22 protein-coding genes are annotated in these 21,426 nt (G+C 72.1%); 6 read left to right on the forward strand and 16 right to left on the reverse strand.

What is annotated here, in order from left to right; translation table 11 throughout:
• Positions 1–19 precede the first annotated feature (19 nt).
• The gene (locus ACQP0U_RS13380; protein ID WP_433319018.1) at positions 20–718 is read right to left on the reverse strand and encodes an SDR family oxidoreductase; all 699 of its coding nucleotides are present in this window, start codon (positions 716–718) and stop codon (positions 20–22) included.
• A gap of 149 nt (positions 719–867) precedes the next feature.
• Here ACQP0U_RS13380 and htpG point away from each other — a divergent pair, with 149 nt between their 5' ends.
• The gene (gene htpG / locus ACQP0U_RS13385; RefSeq protein ID WP_433319021.1) at positions 868–2,796 is read left to right on the forward strand and encodes a molecular chaperone HtpG; all 1,929 of its coding nucleotides are present in this window, start codon (positions 868–870) and stop codon (positions 2,794–2,796) included.
• Between the two features lie 52 nt (positions 2,797–2,848).
• On the opposite strand, the gene ACQP0U_RS13390 is transcribed toward htpG, so the two are convergent.
• Entirely contained in the window at positions 2,849–5,689 is a 2,841-nt protein-coding gene (locus tag ACQP0U_RS13390) for an AfsR/SARP family transcriptional regulator (protein WP_433319024.1), read from the reverse strand.
• Between the two features lie 184 nt (positions 5,690–5,873).
• On the opposite strand from ACQP0U_RS13390, the gene ACQP0U_RS13395 reads away from it, so the two are divergent.
• Positions 5,874–6,278, forward strand: coding sequence for a peptidase inhibitor family I36 protein (locus tag ACQP0U_RS13395; protein WP_433319027.1), 405 nt, complete (start codon positions 5,874–5,876; stop codon positions 6,276–6,278).
• Positions 6,279–6,372: 94 nt separating this feature from the next.
• Here ACQP0U_RS13395 and ACQP0U_RS13400 read toward each other — a convergent pair whose 3' ends face one another.
• The 3 genes from ACQP0U_RS13400 to ACQP0U_RS13410 all read right to left on the reverse strand — a co-directional run bounded on the left by ACQP0U_RS13400 (position 6,373) and on the right by ACQP0U_RS13410 (position 7,978).
• Entirely contained in the window at positions 6,373–6,861 is a 489-nt protein-coding gene (locus tag ACQP0U_RS13400; RefSeq protein WP_433319030.1) for a peptidoglycan-binding domain-containing protein, read from the reverse strand.
• A gap of 98 nt (positions 6,862–6,959) precedes the next feature.
• A complete protein-coding gene (locus tag ACQP0U_RS13405; protein WP_433319033.1) occupies positions 6,960–7,646 on the reverse strand; it encodes a nitroreductase family protein in 687 nt (228 codons plus the stop codon).
• Entirely contained in the window at positions 7,643–7,978 is a 336-nt protein-coding gene (locus tag ACQP0U_RS13410; protein ID WP_433319036.1) for an ArsR/SmtB family transcription factor, read from the reverse strand. Before ACQP0U_RS13410 ends, ACQP0U_RS13405 begins: the two co-directional genes overlap by 4 nt.
• Before the next feature lie 65 nt (positions 7,979–8,043).
• Here ACQP0U_RS13410 and ACQP0U_RS13415 point away from each other — a divergent pair, with 65 nt between their 5' ends.
• On the forward strand, positions 8,044–8,706 hold the full coding sequence (locus tag ACQP0U_RS13415) for a ThuA domain-containing protein (RefSeq protein ID WP_433319039.1): 663 nt from the start codon (positions 8,044–8,046) through the stop codon (positions 8,704–8,706).
• A gap of 67 nt (positions 8,707–8,773) precedes the next feature.
• On the opposite strand, the gene ACQP0U_RS13420 is transcribed toward ACQP0U_RS13415, so the two are convergent.
• From ACQP0U_RS13420 to ACQP0U_RS13430, 3 genes are all read right to left on the reverse strand, one after another.
• The gene (locus tag ACQP0U_RS13420) at positions 8,774–9,139 is read right to left on the reverse strand and encodes a hypothetical protein (RefSeq protein ID WP_433319042.1); all 366 of its coding nucleotides are present in this window, start codon (positions 9,137–9,139) and stop codon (positions 8,774–8,776) included.
• Between the two features lie 122 nt (positions 9,140–9,261).
• Positions 9,262–10,449: a DNA polymerase IV gene (dinB, locus tag ACQP0U_RS13425; protein WP_433319045.1), complete on the reverse strand. Its 1,188-nt coding sequence runs from the start codon at positions 10,447–10,449 to the stop codon at positions 9,262–9,264.
• A gap of 57 nt (positions 10,450–10,506) precedes the next feature.
• Positions 10,507–10,977 (reverse strand): VOC family protein, encoded by a 471-nt coding sequence (locus tag ACQP0U_RS13430; protein ID WP_433319048.1) that lies wholly within the window; start codon positions 10,975–10,977, stop codon positions 10,507–10,509.
• Positions 10,978–11,038: 61 nt separating this feature from the next.
• Between ACQP0U_RS13430 and ACQP0U_RS13435 the strand changes: the two genes are divergently transcribed.
• Complete coding sequence (locus ACQP0U_RS13435) at positions 11,039–12,016, forward strand: helix-turn-helix transcriptional regulator (RefSeq protein ID WP_433319051.1); 978 nt, start codon at positions 11,039–11,041, stop codon at positions 12,014–12,016.
• On the opposite strand, the gene ACQP0U_RS13440 is transcribed toward ACQP0U_RS13435, so the two are convergent.
• The 4 genes from ACQP0U_RS13440 to ACQP0U_RS13455 all read right to left on the reverse strand — a co-directional run bounded on the left by ACQP0U_RS13440 (position 11,908) and on the right by ACQP0U_RS13455 (position 15,948).
• Positions 11,908–12,504, reverse strand: a complete 597-nt coding sequence (locus ACQP0U_RS13440; protein ID WP_433319054.1) for a GNAT family N-acetyltransferase — start codon at positions 12,502–12,504, stop codon at positions 11,908–11,910. The genes ACQP0U_RS13435 and ACQP0U_RS13440 overlap by 109 nt on opposite strands.
• Positions 12,501–13,022: a GNAT family N-acetyltransferase gene (locus ACQP0U_RS13445; protein ID WP_433319057.1), complete on the reverse strand. Its 522-nt coding sequence runs from the start codon at positions 13,020–13,022 to the stop codon at positions 12,501–12,503. Before ACQP0U_RS13445 ends, ACQP0U_RS13440 begins: the two co-directional genes overlap by 4 nt.
• 132 nt (positions 13,023–13,154) lie before the next feature.
• Positions 13,155–14,729 carry an FMN-binding glutamate synthase family protein gene (locus ACQP0U_RS13450; RefSeq protein WP_433319060.1) on the reverse strand — a complete coding sequence of 525 codons (1,575 nt, stop codon included), beginning with the start codon at positions 14,727–14,729 and terminating at the stop codon, positions 13,155–13,157.
• Positions 14,730–14,817: 88 nt separating this feature from the next.
• Positions 14,818–15,948, reverse strand: coding sequence for a peptidoglycan recognition protein family protein (locus ACQP0U_RS13455; RefSeq protein WP_433319063.1), 1,131 nt, complete (start codon positions 15,946–15,948; stop codon positions 14,818–14,820).
• 197 nt (positions 15,949–16,145) lie between these two features.
• On the opposite strand from ACQP0U_RS13455, the gene ACQP0U_RS13460 reads away from it, so the two are divergent.
• Together ACQP0U_RS13460 and ACQP0U_RS13465 are read left to right on the forward strand one after the other, a co-directional pair.
• A complete protein-coding gene (locus ACQP0U_RS13460) occupies positions 16,146–17,258 on the forward strand; it encodes a mechanosensitive ion channel family protein (protein WP_433319066.1) in 1,113 nt (370 codons plus the stop codon).
• Positions 17,259–17,476: 218 nt separating this feature from the next.
• On the forward strand, positions 17,477–18,817 hold the full coding sequence (locus ACQP0U_RS13465; protein ID WP_433319069.1) for an MFS transporter: 1,341 nt from the start codon (positions 17,477–17,479) through the stop codon (positions 18,815–18,817).
• A 46-nt stretch (positions 18,818–18,863) separates the two neighbouring features.
• Here ACQP0U_RS13465 and ACQP0U_RS13470 read toward each other — a convergent pair whose 3' ends face one another.
• From ACQP0U_RS13470 to ACQP0U_RS13485, 4 genes are all read right to left on the reverse strand, one after another.
• On the reverse strand, positions 18,864–19,250 hold the full coding sequence (locus ACQP0U_RS13470) for a VOC family protein (protein ID WP_433319072.1): 387 nt from the start codon (positions 19,248–19,250) through the stop codon (positions 18,864–18,866).
• Positions 19,247–19,978, reverse strand: a complete 732-nt coding sequence (locus ACQP0U_RS13475; protein ID WP_433319075.1) for a hypothetical protein — start codon at positions 19,976–19,978, stop codon at positions 19,247–19,249. Before ACQP0U_RS13475 ends, ACQP0U_RS13470 begins: the two co-directional genes overlap by 4 nt.
• 188 nt (positions 19,979–20,166) lie before the next feature.
• Positions 20,167–20,583, reverse strand: coding sequence for a YchJ family protein (locus tag ACQP0U_RS13480; protein ID WP_433319077.1), 417 nt, complete (start codon positions 20,581–20,583; stop codon positions 20,167–20,169).
• A gap of 23 nt (positions 20,584–20,606) precedes the next feature.
• Positions 20,607–21,374, reverse strand: coding sequence for an SGNH/GDSL hydrolase family protein (locus tag ACQP0U_RS13485; RefSeq protein WP_433320801.1), 768 nt, complete (start codon positions 21,372–21,374; stop codon positions 20,607–20,609).
• Between the last annotated feature and the right edge of the window lie 52 nt (positions 21,375–21,426).

Consider the following 21,426-nt stretch of genomic DNA (forward strand, 5'->3'; position numbering starts at 1 on the left):
CGGCCCGTGGCGTCCTGGGTCAGGGGAGCTGGGGGTAGAGCGCGGCGACGCCGCCGGCCAGCCCGGCCTGCACCTGGCGGCTGAGGTCGTCGGCGAGGATCTCGTACGCGTCGGCCTCGACGCCGTCCACGCCGATGCGGGCGATCGCCGCCGGGTCGGACTTCGGGCCGGTGATGTCGGCGGCCATGTCGGTGTCCAGGTAGCCGACGTGCAGTCCGGAGACCCGGACGCCCCGGTCGGCGAGTTGGACACGCAGCACGTTGGTCATCGCCCACTCGGCGGACTTGGCGACGCTGTAGGCCGCGTGGGTCGGGGAGCCGAACCAGGACAGCACGGAGAGCACGTTGAGGATCGTCCCGCCGCCGTTGCCGGCGATGACCGGCGCGAACGCCCGGATCGTCGACAGGGTGCCGAGGTAGTGGGTCTCCAGCTCCAGCCGGGCGAGGTCCAGGTCGCCGTCGAGGAGATCGGTCCGGGTGTCGATGCCGGCGTTGTTGACCAGCAGGTTCACGCCGCCGGCCAGCTTCGCGGCGGCGGCCACCGAGGCGGGATCGGTGATGTCCAGCCGTACCGGCGTCACGCCTGGCAGGTCGACGCTGTCGGGGTTGCGGGCGCCGGCGTAGACGGTGGCGCCCCGGGCGAGGAGTTCGGCGGCCAGGTGTCGGCCGAGGCCACGGTTGGCGCCGGTGACGAGGGCGGTGCTTCCAGCGATCTTCATGGCCGCCACGCTATCCGACCTGACTTCTGTTAGGCAAAGTCAGCTATCTCACGAGGGTGGGCGATCGAATCGGGAATACGACCCGGACGCGGCCACAGCCGGACCGGTGACGACTCGTATCCTTTCCGCGAACCTCCGTACGAGCCGAGATGGGAGACGGTGTGAGCAACCAGGCCGAAACGTTGGAGTTCCAGGCCGAGGCGCGTCAGCTCCTCCAGTTGGTGGTCCACTCGATCTATTCGAACAAGGACGTCTTCCTGCGGGAACTCATCTCGAACGCGTCCGACGCACTGGACAAGCTCCGGCTGGCCACCCTCGTCGACAAGGACCTCGTCGCCGACACCGACGACCTGCACGTCGCCCTGGAGATCGACCGCGACGCCCGCACCCTCACCGTTCGGGACAACGGCATCGGGATGACCCGCGACGAGGTCGTCCAGCTGATCGGCACGATCGCCAAGTCGGGCACCGCCGAGCTGCTGCGCCAGCTGCGCGAATCCGCCGACGCCCACACCTCGCAGGACCTCATCGGCCAGTTCGGCGTCGGCTTCTACGCCGCGTTCATGGTCGCCGACCGGGTCACCCTGCTGACCAGCAAGGCCGGCGAGACCGGCGGCACCCGCTGGGAGTCCACCGGCGAGGGCACGTACTCGATCGAGGCGGTCGACGAGGCGCCGCAGGGCACCACTGTGACCCTGCACCTCAAGCCGGCCGACACCGAGGACAACCTGCACGACTACACCGCCGAGTGGACCATCCGCGAGATCGTCAAGCGCTACTCCGACTTCATCGCCTGGCCGATCCGGATGAGCGTCGAACGCCCCGGCGCCGACGGCGAGGCCGCCACCCGCGAGGTGCAGACCCTCAACTCGATGAAGGCGCTCTGGGCGCGGCCCCGCGACGAGGTCGACGCCGCCGAGTACAACGAGTTCTACAAGCACGTCAGCCACGACTGGGCCGACCCGCTCGAGGTCGTGCACATGAAGGGCGAGGGCACCTTCGAGTACGAGGCGCTGCTCTTCCTGCCCAGCCACGCCCCCCTGGACCTGTTCTCCCCGCAGGGCCGCCGTGGCGTCCAGCTCTACGTCAAGCGCGTCTTCATCATGGACGACTGCGAGGCGCTGGTCCCGACCTACCTGCGCTTCGTCAAGGGTGTGGTCGACGCGCACGACCTGTCGCTGAACATCTCCCGGGAGATCCTCCAGCAGGACCGGCAGATCCAGATCGTCCGCCGCCGCCTGGTCAAGAAGGTCCTCGCCACGGTCAAGGACCTCAAGGCCAACCACGCCGAGCGCTACCGCACTTTCTGGACCGAGTTCGGCGCGGTGGTCAAGGAAGGGCTGATCGACGACACCGACAACCGGGACACCCTGCTGGAAATCCTGTCGGCGGCCTCCACCAACGACCCGGCCGAGCCCACCGACCTGGCCGGCTATGTGTCGCGGATGAAGGACGGCCAGAGCGACATCTGGTACGCCACCGGCGAGTCCCGGGCCGCCATCGAGAACTCTCCGCACCTGGAGGCGTTCCGGGCCAAGGGCCACGAGGTGCTGCTGCTCACCGACCAGGTCGACGAGGTGTGGGTGGAGCGGGTCGGCACGTACGACGGTCGGCCGCTGCGCTCCATCGCCAAGGGCGAGATCGACCTGGACACCGACGAGGAGAAGCAGCAGGCCGAGGCCGAGCGCGAGCAGCAGCGACAGGAGTTCGCGGCGCTGGTCGACTGGCTGGGGACCACCCTCACCGACAGCGTCCGGGAGGTCCGCCTGTCGTCGCGGCTGACCACCTCACCGGCCTGCGTCGTCGGCGACGCCCACGACCTCACCCCGACCCTGGAGAAGATGTACCGGGCGATGGGGCACGAGATCCCCACGACCAAGCGGATCCTGGAGATCAACCCCGGCCACCCGCTGGTGTCCGGGCTGCGTAAGGCCCACGAGCAGGGCAGCGACTCCGCCGCCCTGACCGAGACCGCCGAGCTGCTCTACGGCCTGGCGGTGCTCGCCGAGGGCGGGGAGCTGACCGACCCGGCCCGCTTCACCCGGACGCTCGCCGACCGGCTGGCGCGCACCCTGTAGCTGGCCTGTCCCGGCCGGCGGGCCGCCCCGAACAGCGGGCCCCGCCGGCCGGTCACGGTCCGTCGGTGTCGGTGTCGGTGTCGGTGTCGGCGAGCCGACCACGGATGCGTTCCGCGTCCGGGTGCCCGAGGTCGTCGAGGAGGCTCAACGCCCTCCGCCAGCTTCGGGCAGCCCCGGCCGTGTCGCCGGCCTCGGCCTGCGCCTCGGCCAGGTGCCCGAGCGTGTCCGCCTCGTAGTACCGGTCCCGGAACTCCCGGTACAGCTCCACCGCGTGCCGGTACGAGCCGACCGCCTCCGCCGGTCGACCGGCGCGGTGCTGCGCGTACCCGAGGGTGTCCCAGGTCGCTGCCTGACCCTGGCGGTCGTCGAACTCCCGCAACAGTGCCAAGCCCTGCCGACACGCCTCGATCGCCGCGTCGTGCTCACTCAGTTGGGCGCGGTACCAACCGATCGCGTTCAACGCCATCGCCTGCCCGTACCGGTGCCCGGCCATCCGGTACAACGCCAGCGCCACCTCCGCGTGCTCGACGACCTCCGCGCGCCGACCCTGCCGGTCGGCCATCTCGGCCAGGTCCAGACAGGTGTGCGCCTGGTTGGCCGGGTCGTCGAGGCCCTGGAACAGCTCCAGGGCGCGCTGGAGCTGACCGGGCGCCTCGTCGAGTCGGCCCAGCCGAGCCTGGGCCCGGGCCAGACTGCGGTGCGCGTGTGCCTGCCCGGCCGGGTCGCCGCTGCGGCGCGCGGCGACCAGCGCCGTACGCTGCACCGCCAACTGGTCGTGCCAGCCACCCTGCCGATCCAGAAAGATGGTCAAACTCCAGGCCAGTTGCCAGGCGTGCCGTTCGAACCCACTGGCCGCGCACCGCTCGACCAGTGCGATCAGCACCTCACGCTCCCGGGTGAACCACACCGCCGCCTCGTCGTGATCGCTGATCTTCTCCGGCCGGACCCCGCCAACGGCCGGTGGCAGCGCGATCGGGTCCCAGTGCGGGTGGAGCAGCACGGCAGCAGCGTGCGCGGTGTGCAGGTAGTGATCGAAGAGCCGTCCCCGCGCCTGCGCCCGGTCGCCGGTCGGGTCATGCTCGTCGGAGAGTTCGGCCGCGAAGGCCCGCAGCAGATCGTGCATTCCGTACCGGTCCGGGCCACGCTCGAGCACCAGGTGCGCGTCGGCGAGTTCGGCGAACGCCGTCCGGACCTGGCGGCGCTCGACGCCGGCGAGGCTGGCCCCGGCCGCCGTACTGAGTGTCACGTCCGTGCTGCCGCCGACCAGCCGGAACAGCCGGGCGGTCGACTCGGTCAGCAGGCGGTACGACCAGGACAGCGCCGTCCGCACGCTGCTGGCGTGGTCGCCCGCGTCCAGCCCGTCCAGCCCCCCGTCGGTGCGCAACTGCGCGCCCAGCTCGGCCAGGGAGAGCTGAGGCCGGACCACCGCCCGGGCCGCCACCACGACCAGTGCCAACGGCAGCCGATCACAGAGCCCGACCAGCTCGCCGATGGCGGCGCGTTCCCTCTCGGCCCGCACCCCGATCCGCGCGTGCAGCAGAGCCGCCGCGTCAACGGCGGTGAGCAGATCCAGCACCATCGGCTCGGCGCCCTCGGTGGCCACCAGCCCGGTCAGCCGGTCCCGGCTCGTCACCAGCACCAGGCAGTGGGCGGACCCGGGCAGCAGCGGCCGGACCTGCGTGGCGTCGCGGGCGTTGTCCAGCAGTATCAGCATCCGTCGGCCGGCCAGCAGGCTGCGATACAGCGCTGTCTGCTCCTGCGGGTCGAACGGCAGTTCCCGGGGCGACACACCGAGCGCCGTCAAGAAGCCGCGCACCACCTGCTCCGCGCTGCGCCCCACGCCGCTGTGGCTGTAGCCCTCCAGGTTGGCGTAGAGCTGCCCGTCGGGGAAACTCTCGACCACCCGGTGCGCCCAGTGCACGGCCAGCGCCGTCTTGCCCACCCCGGCCAGCCCGGAGATAACCGCCACCGGCACCGCGCCGGGATGCGCCTCGGCATTCGTCCGCAGGGCGTTCAGTCGGACCAGCTCCGCCTCCCGTCCCGCGAAGCCCCGGATGTCCGAGGGCAACTGCGCCGGGACCGGGTGGGCTGGGGTCGACCGCGCGACGGGACCGGCCGCGCCGGGTGTCGGAGTGGGTTCGGCGCGGGACGTCGGCACGGTGATCTCACCGCGCAGGATGGCCTGGTGCAGCTGGCGAAGTTCGGCGCTGGGGTCCGCGCCGAGCGCATCGGCCAACCGCTCCCTGAGGCGGGCGTAGTACGCCAGCGCCTGTGCCCCCCGTCCGGCGGCGGCCAACGCGTGCAACAACGCGGCGGCGACCGGTTCGTCGAGCGGGTGGTCGTCGGCGAGCTTCGTCAACGGGTCGATCACGGCATCCGGCTCACCCCGGCGAAGCAGGCTGCGGGCCCACTGCACGACTGTGTCGGTGTGCCGGCGGTGCCAGTCCTGCCGGATCCGGGCCGCCCACTCGCCGGGCAGGCCGGCCAGCGGCTCGCCGCGCCACAGGGTCATCGCCCGGCGTAGCAGCTCCGCCCGGTCCGGGTCGTCGTCGGCCAGCTCATCGGCCCGCTGGCGCAGCGCGTCGAAGTGCTGCCCGTCGACCGTCTCCGGCGGTAGGTCGAGCAGGTACCCGCCGGAGCGGCGGACCAGCGCGTCCGGCGCCCCGGCGGCGGTCAGCACCCGACGGATCCGGGCGAGGTAGACGTGCAGGTTGTGCCGAACCCGGGGCGGCGGGTCGTCACCCCAGACGCGATCCACCAGGGATTCCGCGCGAACCGGCCGGCCCACGTCCACCGCCAGCGCGGCGAGGACGGCGCGTTGCCGAGCGGCTCCCGCGTCGATCAGCTGGCCGTCCGTCCACACCTCGACTGGCCCGAGGATCCGAATCTCCATGAACCGCCGCTCGCCCCCGTGCCGCCGGTCGGCCAAGCCGGCTGACACCGCCGGATTGAGGTTCCGGCAGGAATCCGTCGACCTACCGCGCAGATCATCGTAGGCACAACGACATCTCTCAATCCGATGTCGGCAACTCGACTCACGGCCGCGTCGGTCGTGACGAGACCCGGAGGTCACTCACGTGCGAAACATTCGGCGACGGCTCACGTCCGCCCTGGTTGCCGCGGTCACCCTGACCGCGGCGCTCGGCGTCGCCCCGAGCCCGGCCCAGGCCGCCAACTACCCCTGCACCACGAACCTGCTCTGCCTCTACGCCGGTACCAACTTCACTGGTGACGTGTTCTACCTCGACGGGCCGTACAACGGCTGTAACGACGTCACGCTGCCCTCGTACTTCCGCAACAGGACCCAGTCGATCAAGAACAACCGGGCATCCGGCACCGTCTCCACCTTCTGGGACAACGCCAATGCCACCGGGCTCCTCGGCTACCAGCACGCCTACGGCTACCGGGCGAACCTGGCGTACGACTCGGCAGCGATCGGCGGCACCTGGAACCAGCGCATCGAGGCCGTACGGGTCTGCTGAGGGCCGGCGTCTCCGGTGCGGGGAGGGACCGGAGACGCCACGACGGCGCCGGCCGGAATCCAACGGGGGATTCCAGCCGGCGCCGTCGCGCGGATCAGCCCGGGTAGTAGCAGACGTTCGGGATGACCGGACCACCGTTGACCCCGAAGATCGCGAAGCCCATCCACGCCCGGGTCTGCGGGCCGTACTCGCCGTCTTCGGCGATGTTCGCCCACGACCAGGTGTCGTTGATCTGGCGCTGTGCGTACAAGACGGCGTTGCGGGTGTTGGTGCCGTACTGGCCGTCGAGCCGCAGGGACTGGGAGTAACAGTTGTTCAGCGCCTCCTGCAACACCTTGACCGCGCTGTTGGAGTTGCCGTACTTCAGGTAGCAGGTCTTGTTCCTGTCCTGCCAGCCGACGGTGGGCACGTGCATCTCCGCACCACCCGGGTAACCACCGACGTTGTAGTAGGTCAGGCTGGTGCAGGTGGTGGCCGCCTGCGCGGCGGTCGGCGCGGCCAGGGCCAGGCCGGCGCTGGCGAGGACGGTCGCGAGGATGGTGGCGGCGCTGCGGCGGCCGATGTTGCTTCGATGGATCGGCATGCTCTCCTCCTGGGCGGGCTTGGCTGCTCGGGTCAACCCGGCATGCTCAGGAGCATCGCGACTGTCGATCTACCGTTTCTTGCTCGAACGTCAATTCGCTACCAGCGGTCCCAGTGGGCGAACGCGTCCGCGTCGGCTCGCGGACCGGGCTTGAAGTCGGTGCCCAGGGTGTACGCCACCGGAGTGAGGGCGACCTGCACGACCGTGTCGTAGGGGATGCCGAGTAACTCGGCCATCTCCCGCTCATAGCTGAGATGGCTTGTGGTCCACGCGGTGCCGAGCCCGCGTTCCCGAGCGGCCAGCATGAAGCTCCAGAACGCCGGAATGACCGAACCCCAAGCCCCCGCCTGCCCGCGCACGCTGTCCAGTTCGGCGCGTGACTCGACGCGTAGACAGGGGATGAGCAGCAACGGCACGTCGTGCAGATGGTCCGCCAGGTGCGCCAGACTGCCGGCGATCCGACCCCACTGCTCGGAGGCGAAGTCCATCCGGCTGAAGGCCGGCCCGGTGCCGCCCGACGCCGGTGGTGGCGCCATCAGACCGAGTCGCCACAGTCGGGCGACGGCCGCGCGGGTCCTGCGGTCCTCCACGAAGACGAAGTCCCAGCGCTGCCTGTTGCGGCCACTGGGTGCCTGAAGCGCGATGCGCAGACAGTCCTCGACCACGTCGCGGGGGACCGGGCGTCCCAGGTCGAGACGTTTGCGGACGGCGCGGGTCGTGCTCAGCACCTCGTCGGCGGACAGGCCCAGCGTGCTCGGCCGGTGCTGCCCGGTGGCGCCGGTCATGCGGGCACTCCCACTCGCTCAGCCACGTCGAGGTTGGCGACGATCGCGGGAAGGACGCCCGGGAACCGGTCGTCGATCTCGTCGGCGCGCAACTCGTGGCGACGGAACCTGCCGTTCGGCGTGACACGGAGGACGCCGGCGGCCCGCAGAACCTTCAGGTGATGCGAGAGCGTGGAGATGCTCACCTCGGACAACGCGTCGAATTCGCCGCAGACGACACCGCCTGCCTGCGCCAACTGTCGTACGACGCTGAGGCGCACCGGGTCGGCGAGGGCGCCGAGCAGGGTGGCCAGGTCGACCGAGGCGAGATCGGGATGGTGCAGGGCTCTCATGGACGCCATGCTAGCTTTGATTTCGTGATTTCGAAAATTATCCAAATGTTGAGCGGAGCGCCGGCATGGCTGTCGACACTGTGATCTTCAGCGGGGAGGGGCCGCACGCCGACCCCTGGCACCCGCTTGCCGAAACCAGCGCCACGCTGGCCAGGCTGATCGGCGACGAGGGTGCGGTCGCGGTTGTGACATCCGTTGACCAGCTCGACGCCGCACTCGACGGCGCGCGTCTGCTGGTGGTGAACGCGAGCGCGGACCGCACCATCCCGATCCCCGAGGACGAGACCTTCGCCCGCATCCTCGACGACTTCCTTGCCCGTGGCGGCAGCCTGCTCGCCGTGCACAGTGCGACGATCGCGTTTCCCCACCTGGCGAGCTGGCGTTCCACGGTCGGCGCGGCCTGGGCCCACGGCCGGACCTTCCACCCGCCGATCGGCCCGAGCCTCGTTCGGCGCAGCGGTGTCGAACACCCGATCAGCGCCGGCCTCGGGGACTTCGAGGTTCACGACGAGCGCTACACGGACCTGGCACTGGTCGACGGCCTCGACATCGAGCCCCTCTACGTCCACGACGAGGGCGGCGACGCCCACCCGCTGGTCTGGGCGCGCACTGCCGGGAACAGCCGCATCGTCTACAACGCGCTCGGCCACGACGTCCGGTCGTACGAGTCCCCGGGGCATCAGGAGCTGCTGCGCCGCATCGTGGCCTGGCTCCGCCACGACAGCTGAACGCTCGGCCGAATCAACGGCCGAGCGTTCGCCCGTGGTGCGGGTCAGTTCAGTTGTCGGTGCCCCGTCACGCCGCGGAGGCGGCCTTCGACCCCCGGTGCGATGCCACCGGGCCGGCGTTCCAGCCCCAGCGGGGGGCCGGCACCGCAGCGTCGCGGCGGCCATTCGTGTCGACGTCGTCGCTGTCGGTTGCGTCGACGGTCAGCTCGCCCGAGCTGGGTGTGCTGCGGGCCAGTCGCAGTGAGTGCTCGGCACCGGTGCGGGCCGTGCACGGCCAGGACTGCCCGGCGCACTGGAGGTTGCGGCACTGGCCCTCGTCGTCCGGCTCGTGCGCGCTCAGCACGTCGATCGCCAACTGCCAGAGCAACGGGTCGGTCACGTCGTGCGGACGCTCGGCGTTGCGGCTCGGTCGGTTGCTGGTGTCGTCGGACATGGTGGGCCCCCCTCGTCAGGCTGTACCCCCCAAGGGTCACCCGTCAGCCGCCGGCTAAACCGCCGACCTGCTGTGATGTGTCTCTGGTCGCAGCTCGGCCGCGGACAGCGCACGCGTATCGGTCAGTCCGGCAGTAGCGGCATCTCCACGCCCGGCTCCCGGCCGAGCAACACCGCCCGGGTGAGCGCCGCTGATCCGAAGCGGTCGCGGACCGCGTCCACGGCGGCGTCCAGATCGGACCCTGGGTCCGGCTGGAACGGCAGCTCCGGCTGCACCGGGTTGTCGTCGAGGTTGCTCACCGAGACACCGATCAGTGTGACACCACGGCGATCGATCTCGGGCAGCGCGGCGCGCAGCAGCGCACGCGCGGCGGCGAGCAGCGGCGTCGTGTCCGCCGTCGCCTTGCCCACCGTGTGCGAGCGGGTCGCGCGGGTGTAGTCGCCGAAGCGCAACCGCAACACCACTGTGCGCCCGGACCGCCCGGCCGCCCGCATCCGCCGGCTGACCCGGTCGACCAGCCCGGCGAGGATGGCGTCCAACTCCGTCACGGCGTGCGGGGTGCGACTCAGCGCGTGCTGCGCGCCCATCGAACCGCGCCGCCGCCCGACCTGCACCGCCCGGGGGTCGCGATTGTGTGCCAGCGCGTGCAGGTGCCGTCCGGCGCCCGACCCGAGCAGCGACACCAGCGCCGCCTCGCCGAGGCGGGCCACCTCCCCGACGGTGCGGATCCGGCGTTCCCGCAGCTTGCTGGCGGTGACCGGGCCGACGCCCCAGAGTCGTTCCACCGGCAGCGGGTGCAGGAACGCCAGTTCGGCGTCCGGTGCGACCACCAGCAGGCCGTCCGGCTTGGCCACCCCGCTGGCCACCTTGGCCAGGAACTTCGTGCGGGCCACACCCACAGTGATCGGCAGGTGGACCTGGTCGCGGACCTCCCGGCGCAGCCGCTCGGCGATCTCGGCCGGTGGCCCGACCAGCCGCCGCAGGCCACCCACGTCGAGGAACGCCTCGTCGATGGAGAGCCCTTCGACCAGCGGCGTGGTCTGCCGGAAGATCTCGAAGACCGCGCGGCTCGCCGCCGTGTACGCCGACATCCGGGGCGGCACGACGATCGCATCCGGGCAGAGGCGACGCGCCTGCTGGCCGCCCATCGCGCTGCGTACGCCCCGCGCCTTCGCCTCGTAGCTGGCCGCGAGCACCACGCCGCCCCCGACGATCACCGGCCGCCCACGCAGGCGCGGGTCGTCACGCTGCTCGACCGACGCGTAGAACGCGTCCAGGTCGGCGTGCAGGATGCTGGCGCCGGGCGACACGTACACATGTTCGCATGACGCCCGGCCAGTGCGGCAGTGAGCTGGGCGAACGCCCGATCAGTCGAGGCAGAACTCGTTGCCCTCGGGGTCGGCCATGATGAGATGACCGGCGCCCAGCGGGGGAGCGGGCTCGTGCCGACTGAGCCGCTTGGCGCCATGCGGGACGAGCCGTTCGGCCTCCGCCTCCAGGGCCGCCATCCGCTCGTCACCCTCCAACCCCGGGGCCGCGCGTACGTCGAGGTGGACGCGGTTCTTCACCTGCTTGTGCTCCGGCACCCGCTGGAAGAACAGCCGTGGCCGTGAACCTTCGGGGTCCACCACCGCCGACGCGTCGTTGCGGTTCTCCGGCGGCACACCCATCGCCTCCAGCGCCTGGTCCCACGTCTCGAAGTCTCCGGGTGGGGCCTGCACCTGATAGCCGAGCACCTCGGCCCAGAACGTCGCCAACCCGGCCGGGTCGGCGCAGTCGAACGTGATCTGGACGTCGCGGGTCACGGCGGATCCCTTCTTCCTGATCTGGTCGGTCATGATCCCAGCCTCTCGCGGATAGCGGACAGGGTTGTTCCGCTATCCGTGCAACGATCGACGAGTGACAGTCGAGGCGACGACAGAGCGGGTGCTGCGCCTGCTGGCGCTCCTGCAACGACGACTGTCCTGGACGGCCGCCGAGCTCGCCGCCGAGCTGGGGGTCACCGGCCGTTGCGTGCGCCGTGACGTGCAGCGGCTGCGGACGCTCGGCTACCCCGTGCACGCGGTGTCGGGCGTCGGCGGCGGCTATCAACTCGGCGCGGGCACCCGGCTGCCGCCGCTGCTCCTCGACGACGAGGAGGCGATCGCCACGGCGGTCTCGCTGCGGCTCGCCTCCGGAGGCACTGTCGCCGGGGCGAGCGAGGCGGCGTTGCGGGCGCTCACGAAGCTCGACCAGGTGATGCCGTCGCGGCTCCGTGCCGAGGTGCGGGCGGTGCACGGCTCCACCGACACCCTCATCGGCCCGGTCGCCGAGATCGACGCGGAACTGCTGGTGACGCTCGCCCGGGCCTGCCGGGACGGGGTGCGCGTTCGATTCCACTACCCGGACCGGGGCGCTGGGGAGCAGGAACGGACGGTCGAGCCGATCCGGATGGTCACGACCGGCCGCCGCTGGTATCTGATGGCCTGGGACGTCGACCGCGACGACTGGCGTACGTTCCGCCTGGACCGGATGCGTGCGGCGGTGGCGACGACCTGGCGTTTCCCGGCACGCGAGCACCCGGATCCGGTCGCCTTCGTGCAGCGGGCCGTAACCGGGGCGCCGTACCGCTACCTGGCCCGGGTGCGGGTACACGCCCCGGCCGACCGCGTGCGCGAGGTGGTCCCACCCCAGGTGGGGCGGGTCGAGGACGACCGCGACGGGTGGTCCGTGCTGGTCGTCGGCGGCGACAGCCTGGACTGGCTCGCCGCGCACCTCGCCCGCCTGGATCACGAGATGGAGGTGCTGGAGCCTCCCGAGCTGCGCGAGGCCGCGGGCCGGCTCGCCCGTCGCCTCGCGGTGCTGGCCGGTGCGACGGCGGAGCCCGACGCGCGGTGAGGCAGCGTGTAGTGGCGCAGTGACACCGGGCTGCCGTCGGGCGCGACCCAGGCTGCCGTGCTGGTGCCGACACACCGCCATCCTGCGCGCTCGTACAGCGCGGCGGCCGCGGCGCCACCGGCGGCCAGCTCCAGCACCAGGTCCGTTTCGCGCTTGTTCGCCCACTGACGGGCCCGGTCGAGCAGCGCGCTGCCCAGCGCCAACCCACGTGCTTTCGGCACCACGAACAGGCGGGCCACCTCGGCCGTCGGCCGGGCCAGCGGCCCGCCCGCCGGGTCGGGCACCCGCTGCACGGCGAGGTGCCCCACGATGGCCGCGTCATCGTCGACGGCGACCCAGGCCCGCGCGGGGTGCGGTTCGCGCAGCCAGCGGTGCGGGTCGGCGGGCCAGTTCAGCGGGTACCTGTCGACCCGGTGAACCTCGGCGAGCCCCGCGACGCAGCCGTCCAGGTCGGTGGCGCGCCGCCGACGGATTCCGGGCCGGTTCACAGGTCGTCAAACGGGCCGGCGTAGCGGAACTCACCGTGCATCGACTCCCGCCACGCGGTCAGCGGCCGAGCCATGAAGTACTGCGGCCCCCACGGTTGCGGCGGGGTGACCCCCACCTCGACGGCCGGGCGGAACCCGAAGCGCGGGTAGTAGTCGGGGTGCCCGAGCAGTACCACCAGCGGTTCGTCCCGCGCGTCGGCCGCGCCGAGCACCGCGTGCATCAGCGCGCTGCCGACCCCGCGCCGCTGCCGGTCGGGCAGCACGCCGAGCGGCCCCAGGCCCAACGCCACCGGCGCTCCGGCCACCCGGCCGCGGGTGGCCACCACGTGCCCGACCACCTGGCCGTCCGAATCGGTCGCCACCAGCGAGTACGCGGGCAGCCAGCCCTCGTCGGCGCGCAACGCGTCGACGAGCGTCGCCTCGACCGGTACGCCTTCAGCGTCGGCCGTGGCGAAGGCGGCGGAGTGCACCGCCCGGATGGCGTCGACGTCGGCGGGTGTCTCGCGTCTGATCAGCACCGCGCCACCATACGGGTGCCCTCGGCAGCGGCTCCACGCGATTATCCCGTCGACCGCCGACGACCCGGTGTCCTCGGCTCGTCGATGCCGGGGCGCGGCCGGGTTCGAGGTCAGCCTGCGTGGACCGTGCTCTCAGCCGACGGCGGTGGCGGAGGGCGGGGCGCTGCCGCCCTGTGGTGCCTCCGGAGCCATCAGCCGGATGATCTCCGCCTGGTCGGCGGGCGAGGGCAGCCCCCACTCGGGCCGGTAGCCGTACACCTCGTGCAGTGGGGTGGAGCCGGTGCGGCCGTCCAGGATCTCGACGGCGTCGGTCCCGATCAGGCCGGGGTGTTCGACGCCGCAGGCCTCGGCGACCTTGGTCAGGTCCCGGCGCAGCGTCCGCAGGTAGTTGGCCGCCCGGACCGACTTCGACGCGGGGTCCAGGCCCCGGGCGAGCCACGCGTTCTGGGTGGCGACGCCGGTGGGGCAGGTGTCGGTGTGGCACTTCTGCGCCTGGATGCAGCCGATCGCCAGCATCGCCTCCCGGCCGACGTTGACCAGGTCGCAGCCGAGCGCGAACGCCACGATGGCGTTGTCCGGCAGGCCGAGCTTGCCGCCGCCGACGAAGACCACCTGTTCGTGCAGGTCGTGCTCGGCGAAGATCTTGTACACCCGGGAGAAGCCCTGCTGGAACGGGAGCGACACGGAGTCGGTGAAGATCAGTGGCGCGGCGCCGGTGCCGCCCTCGCCGCCGTCGATCGTCACGAAGTCCACACCCCGGCCGGTGTCCCGCATCAGGGTGGCCAACTCCTGCCAGAAGCCCAGGTCGCCGACCGCCGACTTGATGCCGACCGGCAGGCCCGTCTCGGCGGCCAGCAACTCCACCCAGTCCAGGAGGCTGTCGCAGTCGGAGAACTCGGCGTGCCGGGACGGGCTGACGCAGTCCTCACCGGCCGGGATGCCCCTGGTGGCGGCGATCTCCGCGGAGACCTTCGCCCCGGGCAGCAGCCCACCGAGGCTCGGCTTGGCGCCCTGGCTCAGCTTGATCTCCAGCGCCCGCACCGGCGCGTCGGCGACCAGGTCCTTCAGCCGGTCGAGGCTGAACCGGCCGTGCTCGTCGCGGCAGCCGAAGTACGCCGTGCCGAGTTGGAAGACCAGCTCACCGCCGTTGCGGTGGTACGGCGACAGGCCGCCCTCGCCGGTGTTCTGCAGGCAGCCGGCGAGCGCCGCCCCCTTGTTGAGCGCGGTGATGGCGTTGCCGGAGAGCGAGCCGAAGCTCATCCCGGAGATGTTGACGACCGACTCCGGCCGGAACGCACGGGCCCGACCCCGTGCCGCGCCGAGCACCTTCGCGCAGGGTAACCGCACGTCGTGTCCGGCGGTCGGTGACGACGGCGGCACGGCGCGACCGAACGTGCGGTGCTTGATGATCGGGTACCCGGGGGTGTACTCGATGTCGTTGTCCGTGCCGAAACCGAAGTAGTTGTTCTCCTGCTTCGCCGACGCGTACACCCAGCGGCGCTGGTCGCGGGTGAACGGCCGCTCCTCGTTGTTGCCGGCCACGATGTACTGCCGCAGCTCCGGCCCGATCGTCTCCAACAGGTAGCGGGCGCGGCCGAGGACCGGGAAGTTGCGCAGCAGCGCGTGGTCGCGCTGGATCAGGTCCCGCGCGGCGAGCGCCGCGACGGCGGCGGCGACGGCGGGTACGGCTCGACGGGCCCAGGTCATGCCCGGAACTCTTTCCGCCCCGGCGGCGGATCAAACCGGTGAGCCGGCTGGTGGCGGTGCGGGTGCGCCCCGCACCGCCACCACGCGCTCAGCGGTGCCGGAACGACTCCCGGACCGACCCGCCGACGACAGTGCACCACGTGCTCGTGCTGAGCTTGCCGTTGCGCGGCAGCCCGTGCAGCGCCTGAAGGTCCTGCACCGCCTTCCGGGTGGCATGGTCGTACGCCCCGGTGACGGTGACCGCGTACCCCTTGGTGGCGAGGATCTCCTGCACGGCCGTGACCGGCGCTCCGGCGGCGTGCTGGTCCAACTCCGGCGCGAGCGTCTCCCAGGTCGGCGTGGTGAGTGTGGCGTCCACGTCCACCGGAATGCCGTTGCGGGCCTGCCAGTCCTGCACGGCCGCGACGGTCGCGGCGTCGAACGTGCCGCTGACGGTCACCGGGTAGCCCCGGTGGGCGAGCAGGTGCTGCACCACCCGGACCGAGGGGGAGTTGACGAAGCGCCACAGGTCCGGCCAGCGGCGCGCCGGCACGTCGCCGAGCTTCGTGCCGAGCGCGGCGTGCACCCGCCGCCGCAGCTCGGGGAACTGCCGGTAGAACGCGGCGCCCGGGCACTCGGTGGTGCGGAAGTCCCAGTGGCCGAAGATGTCGTGCGCGTGCAGCCCGTACTGCCGGCAGATCGCGACGCAGAGCTTGACCAGCGAGTCGGTCAACGCCTCCGGTGGCGTCTCGGTGACGTAGGTGCCCTCGTTCTCGATGCCGATGGCCCGGCCGTTCTCACCCGGGCAGTGCGCCGAGATCATCTGCCGGTCGCCGGCTTCGAGGCGCTCCAGGCTGCCGCGGCGGCCCTCCAGCACGTAGCCGCCGCGGCTCACCGTGAAGTGCTGGCCGGTGTCCGACCAGCCGTTGCCGTCGATGTGCAGGTCCTGGCAGTCGTGGGCCAGCTTGACTGCCTGCTCGCGGGAGTAGTCGGTGACGTTCGGGAACGCCATGTGGTGCACGATGATCTTGTTGGTGGCGATGGCGCTCACCGACAGCGGGTCCTTCGGCGGGCGGGCGGCCCACTCGTCACAGCTGATGATCCAGTCCAGGTCGGTGCCGGGGGCTGCCTGTGCCGCGCCCGGGAAGGCGAGTTCGCTCCCGACGACGGCGACCGTGGCGGCGCCGAGACCGGCCCGCAGCAGCGTCCGGCGATCCACTTCGGAATGGTCGACGTGCATTGCATCTCCTCCTGCGGCCGACGGCGGGGGGATGAAAAGTAGCTCCAGTGGCCGCACGCGCTTCGGAGAATATTGCCAATACTCGCCCCCGCGCTAGAGGGCCGGCAGACCAGATGATCACTTGTGTTTCCGCGCCTCGGGTCGAGGGTAGGTCGGGGGCTGACCGTCCCGGCTGCCCCCCCTTAAGGAATGACCAGATGAGTGACAACGTCAGCGACGCGGTGGGCGACGCCCTCCGCTCGGTGATGCTCTTCCTGCCCAAGGCCGTCGCCTTCCTGGCGATCCTGGTGGCCGGATGGCTGATCGCCAAGGCCGTACTGAAGATCGTGGAGAAGGTCCTCGAACGGGTGGGCTTCGACCGTGCCGTCGAACGCGGCGGCATCCGCCGCGCGCTGAGTCGCTCCCGGTACGACGCCAGCGACATCGTCGCGAAGCTCGTCTACTACGCGGTGCTGCTGTTCACCCTCCAGCTCGCCTTCGGCATCTGGGGGCCGAACCCGATCTCCGACCTGCTCGGCGCGGTGATCTCGTGGCTGCCCCGTGCCTTCGTCGCGATCGTCATCGTCGTTGTCGCCGCCGCCATCGCCAACGCGGTCAAGGACATCATCAGCGGCGCGCTCGGCGGCCTGTCGTACGGCCGGGTGCTGGCCACCATCGCCTCGGTGTTCATCCTCGGGCTCGGCGTCATCGCCGCGCTGAACCAGATCGGCGTGGCCACCGCGGTCACCACTCCCGTGCTGATCGCCGTGCTGGCCACGATCGGTGGCATCCTCGTCGTCGGTGTCGGCGGTGGCCTGATCCGTCCGATGCAGAGCCGTTGGGAGTCGTGGCTGACCCGCGCCGAGCAGGAGTCGCAGCTGATCGCCGAGCACGCCCAGGCGTACCGGGCCGGTCGCCGCGACGCCGAGGCGGAACTGGCCCGTGCGTCGACCCCCACCAGCGACCCGGAGGCCACCCAGGTGGTCACCCGGCCATCCGACGCGGACGCCACGCAGATGGTGACCCCGCCGGCCGACACGGACGCCACCCAGGTCGTACGCTTCCCGGTCAGCTCCGACGCCACCCAGTCGGTCGACCGGGGCGCCGTCGCTGGCGAGGCGTCGACGACGCCGGCCCGGCCCTCCGCAACCGACGACACGACCCAGGTGGTCAGCCGCTCGGCCGACCCGGAGGTCACGCAGGTGGTGGGCAGCGTCGACCCCGACACGACCCAGGTGGTCACCGGCGGCACCGGCCGCGCGGTGCCCGGCCAGCGTGCCGGCGACGACAGCGAGGCCACCACAGTCATTCCGCCGGTCGACAGGCGCTGACATCCAGCGGTACGGCGGGGCGGGATCGATCTGATCCCGCCCCGCCTCGCGTTGCTCGCCCCGCCCGGCCCGCCGAAAGCGCTGGCCGCAGCAGTGCGGGTCGGTCTAGCATCGCGGGCATGACCTGGCGACATTGATCCAGCGGCGTCTGCCGATCCCGTGGGCCACCACGGGCACCGCACCTCCGGTGTCCGTCTCCACTCCCACGGGAAGGCCCCATGATCTCCATCGCTTCGCGCGTGCCCGACCCGGCGGTCCGTCGGCTGACGACGACCCTCTACGGGTACGCGTTCCTCAGTGACCTTGTCCTGCTCTACCCGCTGTACGTGGTGTTCTTCGCCGACACCGGGCTGTCGGTGGGGCAGATCGCGTCGCTCTTCGTCATCTGGTCGGCCGCCGGCATCCTGTTCGAGGTGCCCTCCGGCGCCTGGGCCGACGTGCTGTCCCGCCGGCTGCTGCTGTGCCTCGCCCCGCTGGTGGCCGCCGCCGGGTTCGCGCTCTGGGTGCTGGTGCCGTCGTACCCGGCCTTCGCTCTCGGTTTCCTGCTCTGGGGCGCCGGTGGCGCGCTGGTCTCCGGTGCTCTGGAGGCGTTGGTCTGGACCGAGCTGGACCGGCTCGGCGCGGTCGCCCGGTACGCCCGGGTGCTCGGGCGGGCGCGGACGGCAGGAGTGCTCGGCGTGGTGGTCTCCGGAGTGCTCGCCGGCCCGGTGCTCGCCGCCGGCGGTTACCCGGCGGTTGGCGCTGCCAGCGTGCTCGCCTGCCTGCTCGCCACGATCGTCGCCACCCGGTTCCCGGAGCACCGCGTCCCGGCCGCCGCGCGCGTTCCGGTCGCCGAGCCGGCGATGGCCGGTCGGCCGGTGAGCGCCACACCACCCCGGCGGGACGAGCCGGACACCGACCCGCCCGCGAGCCCGGACGACGACGGTGACCTGGGGTGGTGGGACACGCTGCGGGCCGGGGTGTCGCAGGTCCGTACCCGCCCGCCGGTACGGGCCGCCGTGCTGCTGGTGGCAGTGGTCGCCGCCGACTGGGGTGCCCTGGACGAGTACACCCCGCTGCTCGCACTGGACACCGGCGTCGGGGCGCAGGCCGTACCCCTGCTGCTCCTGCTGCTCTGGGCCGGGGTGACAGTCGGCGGGCTGCTCGCCCCGGCGGGGGAGCGGCTGGGCAGCCGAGGCTACGCCGCGCTGCTGGGGTTGGTCGGCGTCGCGCTGGCCGCAGGTGCCCTGCTCCGACACCCGGCGGGGTTCGTGCTGCTCGCGGTGGCCTTCGGCGCAGCGCAGTTGGCCACCGTGCTGGCCGACGCGCGACTCCAGGCCCGGATCACCGGCACCAGCCGCGCCACCGTCACATCCCTGGCCGGGATGGCCACCGACGTGCTGATCATCGTGACGTACGCCGGCTACGGCCTGCTCGCCACTGTGGCCAGCAACGCGGTGGCGTTCGCGCTCACCGCCGGGGCGTACCTCATCGTGGCGCTGGTGCTGCTGACCCACCGACGGCGCCGGACGGCAGTGCCCACCGGCATCGCCGCGGCTGTGCCGCCCGGCCCGGGGTGACCGAGGCCCGGCGGCGGCCGGAGGAGGTCGCCGCCGGGCCGCACGGTCAGCCGGCCATGTGCAGGAACGACCACTGGTGGCCGTCGAGGTCCCGGAAACCGCGCATGTACATCGGCCCGTTGGCCGTCCCCGGCCCGAGCGACTCCCCGCCGGCGACCGCCGCCTGGTCGACAAGTTCGTCGACCCGCCCCCGGCTCGACGCCGAGAGCCCGACGATCACCTCCCGGCTGGTCGCCGTGTCCGTCGTCGCGACCCCGGTGTACGCCTCGAAGCCCGAGCGGAGGTGCAGCACCAGCCGGGTGGTGTCGGAGATGGTGAGCACGATGTTGTCGCCGTTCGGCTCGGCCTGGTCGCTGGTGAAACCGATCGCCCGGTAGAACTCGGCGGCGGTGGTCAGATCGCGCACCGGCAGGTTGATGAACGTCATGGTCATCGGTCGTCTCCGTCCGTTTCGAGCAGCACCTTCAGCGCGGCGAGCCGTTCCCGCCAGTACGCCTTCAACTCCGTGGCCTGCTCGGCTCCGGTCAGCTTCTCGTGCACGATGCTGACCCGGGCCTTTGACTCGCCGACAGCGCCGATGCCGACGACGATCCGGGTGGGACCACCGGCCCAGTCGGCCCGGAAGATGCGTGGCGGGGTGGCGGTGCGGACGCGCACCTCGACGTCGGGCAGCCAGCGGGCGCGTGCCGTCTCGTCGGCGAACGCCTCGAACAGTCGCAGCGCCGGCACGGCCACCGTCCGGCTCGCGCTGGCCTCGAAGCCACCGCCGCGTCGTTGACCGGGCGCGCGCAGCCCGCGTGTCTGCTCGTACCCGACGGTGACGGTCTGCGCCCACCACCCCGGCACCTCGTGTTCGGTGACCAGGTGACGGGCGATCTGGGTGTGCGTCCACCCGGTGGCGGACGTGGCGTCGAGCAGGGCGAACCACTCGGCCCAGCCGCGGCCGGTCCGATCGCGGATCAGGTCGTCGGCGATCCGCTCGGTCTGCGCTTCGGCGGCAGCGGGGGTGGGCGTGGCGGTGGGTTCGGTGGGCGCTGGAGGGGACGCCGGAGCCGCCTCGGCGGCCCGATTGATCAGGTGCCGGCGGGCGGTGGTGTAGCTCTCGCCGGTCTTCTCCATCCGGGTCCGGACCCGGGCCTTGAACGATCTCTGATTGGTCATCACATGCTCCCGGTCAACGGCACGGTCACCGGGACTCACGCTCCCGCCGACCCCGCCGGAGTGGGGCATGTGGCATCACGTCCCGAGGGCTCCAGGCCCCCTTTGCCTCCGCGTTGCCGGCGGCGTGAGCGCCGGGAGGGAGGTGCGGCGCAGGACTACGCCGACCTCATCCTACGCCAGAACAGCAGTCAGGGCTGGTCACCGTCGACGTAGACCCACCGGCCGTTCTCGCGGACGAACCGGCTGTGTTCGGTCAACGTGCCGGGCCGGCCCGCGTCCCGGTAGTGGGCGTGGAACGTCACAGCGCCGGTGTTGTCGAGGAGGCCGCCCCGCTCGGTCTCCACGATCTCCAGCCGGGTCCACCGCTGCCCCGGGTCGAGCTCCAGGGCTGTGGGCCGGGTCGAGGAGTGCCAGCTGCGCAGCAGGTAGCCGGAGTCACCGAGGGCGAAGGCGCTGAACCGGGAACGCATCAGCGCCTCTGCCGTCGCCGGTGCGTCACCCCCGTGCGCCGGGGAGCAGCAGTCCGCGTACGCCCGGCCGGAGCCGCACGGGCACGCCCGTCCCGCCGTCGCGCCCGCCCGCCGACGCCCCGCACCCTTACCCACGTCGCCATCCTCCCGCACGCGTCCTAGTCCAGCGGCACTGGCAGCGGCACCGGCCGCTTGGCCACCCGGTCGTCGCCCGACGACCGACCGCGCAGGTGCCGGGCCAGCCAGGGCAGCAGGTGCCGGCGGGTCCAGGCCAGCTCGGCGCCGAACACCTCGCCCCGACGCCGCCGTGGCGCAGGCGGCAACGGCTGCGTCCAGGAGTCGTCGAACCCGGGCAGGCCCGCCGTGTACGCCAGCGCGGCGGCGATCCGCTCGTGCCCGGCGCTGTTGGCGTGCAGCCGGTCGTCGCTCCACAGCCGGGGATCGGAGGAGACCGGGTGGGCGCCCAGGTCGAGGAGTGTCGCGCCGGTCCGCGCTGTGGCATCCCGCAGCGCCTCGTTGAGCGCCAACATCCGACCCCGTAGCGGCCGGGCCAGCGGCATCACGGGCGCCGGATCCGGCATCGTGAACGTCAGCACCGTGGCCCCCTGCTCGACCAGTGCCTGCTGCATCGCGGCGACATCCCCGGCGACCTGGTCCGCGTCGAAGGAGGGGCGCAGCACGTCGTTCATGCCGGCGACCACGGTGGCCAGGTCGGGGGCCAGGTCGAGGGCGGGCTGAAGCTGCTCGGCGCGGATCAGCGCGGTGGTCCGGCCGCGGATGGCCAGGTTCGCGTATTCCAGGCCGCCCTGGGCGCGGGCCACCGCCAGGGCGAACCGGTCGGCCCAGCCCCGGTAGCCGCCGACGCCGTCCGGGTCGTCGAGCCCTTCGGTGGTGCTGTCGCCGATCGCCACGTACCGCTGCCACATCACCAGCGCGAGGTTAGCCCGCCCGAAACCACCTCAACCCCCACACCCCCAC

The sequence above is a fragment of the Micromonospora sp. CA-269861 genome (assembly GCF_050948505.1).
Lineage (GTDB): Bacteria > Actinomycetota > Actinomycetes > Mycobacteriales > Micromonosporaceae > Micromonospora.